The sequence below is a fragment of the Litoreibacter albidus genome, from assembly GCF_900107015.1.
Taxonomy (GTDB): Bacteria; Pseudomonadota; Alphaproteobacteria; order Rhodobacterales; family Rhodobacteraceae; genus Litoreibacter; species Litoreibacter albidus.
Genome location: NZ_FNOI01000007.1, coordinates 180,001 through 182,956 on the forward strand (window position 1 = coordinate 180,001; position 2,956 = coordinate 182,956).

1 tRNA gene and 2 rRNA genes (1 of these 3 cut by a window edge) are annotated in these 2,956 nt (G+C 52.2%); all 3 read left to right on the plus strand.

Annotation, left to right across the window (positions count from 1 at the left end):
• Window positions 1-2,399: ribosomal RNA gene (locus BLW66_RS15135) — 23S ribosomal RNA — on the plus strand (it extends 435 nt beyond the left edge of the window).
• A 173-nt stretch (window positions 2,400-2,572) separates the two neighbouring features.
• Window positions 2,573-2,687, plus strand: a 5S ribosomal RNA gene (gene rrf / locus BLW66_RS15140).
• Between the two features lie 99 nt (window positions 2,688-2,786).
• A tRNA-Met gene (locus BLW66_RS15145) sits at window positions 2,787-2,863 on the plus strand.
• Window positions 2,864-2,956: the final 93 nt, after the last annotated feature.

The following is a 2,956-nucleotide window of genomic DNA, read 5'->3' on the forward strand; positions in this document are numbered from 1 at the left end:
ACCACCCTCTAAGGCTAAGTACTCCTTACTGACCGATAGTGAACCAGTACCGTGAGGGAAAGGTGAAAAGCACCCCGACAAGGGGAGTGAAACAGTTTCTGAAACCGGTCGCCTACAAACAGTTGGAGCCTCCTTGAGGGGTGACAGCGTACCTTTTGTATAATGGGTCATCGACTTGGTCTATCTAGCAAGCTTAAGCCGTTAGGTGTAGGCGCAGCGAAAGCGAGTCTTAATAGGGCGAATGAGTTAGATGGATCAGACCCGAAACCGAGTGATCTAGGCATGATCAGGATGAAGGTTAGGTAACACTAACTGGAGGTCCGAACCCACACCTGTTGAAAAAGGTCGGGATGAATTGTGCCTAGGGGTGAAAGGCCAATCAAACTCGGAGATAGCTGGTTCTCCGCGAAATCTATTTAGGTAGAGCGTCAGACGAATACCCCGGGGGGTAGAGCACTGGATGGGTAATGGGGACTCACCGTCTTACTGATCCTAACCAAACTCCGAATACCCGGGAGTAATATCTGGCAGACACACGGCGGGTGCTAACGTCCGTCGTGAAGAGGGAAACAACCCTGACCTACAGCTAAGGCCCCTAATTCATGGCTAAGTGGGAAAGCAGGTGGGACGACCAAAACAACCAGGAGGTTGGCTTAGAAGCAGCCATCCTTTAAAGATAGCGTAACAGCTCACTGGTCTAATTTAAGTTGTCCTGCGGCGAAGATGTAACGGGGCTCAAGCCATGAGCCGAAGCTTAGGATGCCGTAAGGCATGGTAGCGGAGCGTAGTGTGACATAACTCTACGCCTCTTTTGCACTACTTGTAGTGCATAGGAGGCATTGAGTTTTCTGTGAAGCCGGGGCGTGAGCCATCCGGTGGAGAGATCACTAGCGAGAATGATGACATGAGTAGCGACAAACAGGGTGAGAGACCCTGTCGCCGAAAGTCCAAGGGTTCCTGCTTAAAGCTAATCTGAGCAGGGTAAGCCGACCCCTAAGGCGAGGCCGAAAGGCGTAGTCGATGGGAACCAGGTTAATATTCCTGGGCCATGAGGTGGTGACGGATCTCGAAGGTAGTTCATCCTTATCGGATTGAATGGGCTGCTTAGAGGTTCCTGGAAATAGCCCCTCTATAAGATCGTACCCTAAACCGACACAGGTGGACTGGTAGAGAATACCAAGGCGCTTGAGAGAACGATGTTGAAGGAACTCGGCAAAATACCTCCGTAAGTTCGCGAGAAGGAGGCCCAGTTTCTACGCAAGTATTGACTGGGGGCACAAACCAGGGGGTGGCGACTGTTTACTAAAAACACAGGGCTCTGCGAAGTCGTAAGACGACGTATAGGGTCTGACGCCTGCCCGGTGCCTGAAGGTTAAAAGGAGGAGTGCAAGCTCCGAATTGAAGCCCAGGTAAACGGCGGCCGTAACTATAACGGTCCTAAGGTAGCGAAATTCCTTGTCGGGTAAGTTCCGACCTGCACGAATGGCGTAACGACTTCCCCGCTGTCTCCAACATCGACTCAGCGAAATTGAATTGCCTGTCAAGATGCAGGCTTCCCGCGGTTAGACGGAAAGACCCCGTGCACCTTTACTACAGCTTCACACTGGCATCAGGCACAACATGTGCAGAATAGGTGGTAGGCTTTGAACCAGAGACGCCAGTTTCTGGGGAGCCTCCTTTGAGATACCACCCCTGTTCTGCTTGATGTCTAACCGCGGTCCGTTATCCGGATCCGGGACCCTGTGTGGCGGGTAGTTTGACTGGGGCGGTCGCCTCCTAAACAGTAACGGAGGCGCGCGAAGGTTGGCTCAGACCGGTCGGAAATCGGTCGTTGAGTGCAATGGCAGAAGCCAGCCTGACTGCGAGACTGACAAGTCGAGCAGAGACGAAAGTCGGTCATAGTGATCCGGTGGTCCCGAGTGGAAGGGCCATCGCTCAACGGATAAAAGGTACGCCGGGGATAACAGGCTGATGGTGCCCAAGAGTCCATATCGACGGCACCGTTTGGCACCTCGATGTCGGCTCATCTCATCCTGGGGCTGGAGCAGGTCCCAAGGGTACGGCTGTTCGCCGTTTAAAGAGGTACGTGAGCTGGGTTTAGAACGTCGTGAGACAGTTCGGTCCCTATCTGCCGTGGGTGTAGGATACTTGAGAGGAGTTGCCCCTAGTACGAGAGGACCGGGGTGAACGAACCACTGGTGGACCAGTTGTCATGCCAATGGCAGTGCTGGGTAGCTATGTTCGGAAAGGATAACCGCTGAAGGCATCTAAGCGGGAAGCCCCCCTCAAAACAAGGTATCCCTGAGAACCGAGGTAGACCACCTCGTCGATAGGCCAGAGATGTAAGCGCAGCAATGCGTTCAGTTGACTGGTACTAATTGTTCGATAGGCTTGATTTGATCCAGTAGAAGCTGGACTTCAAAAGCTACACATATGTGTAAGTGACTTGGATTAGAAATTTGTTTGGACACTTAGATGTTTATAACTACTGGGTGGCTGTCACATTCTTACGAATATGACTTTGCCACACAGTTTAAACATCTGAGTGTTTAAACTGATGTTGTTTGTTTGGTTTGGTGGTCATAGCGCGAGCAAAACACCCGATCCCATCCCGAACTCGGCCGTTAAGTGCCGTCGCGCCGATGGTACTGCGTCTTAAGACGTGGGAGAGTAGGTCACCGCCAAACCTAACAAGCAACATCAATCGTATCTCTCTAACCGATGCGCCTCTCCTAAATTTAGTTCTAGAGGCAAGCGCAGAACAGGCCTCTAATCAGGCCAAATGGCGCGGGATGGAGCAGCCCGGTAGCTCGTCAGGCTCATAACCTGAAGGTCGTAGGTTCAAATCCTACTCCCGCAACCAAACCTAGAAAACAGCCCACCCGTAAAACGGTGGGCGTTTGCGTTTTAAGGCCAGATCAAGCCCCCAAAATCCTGTAACCCCACAACACGCGCC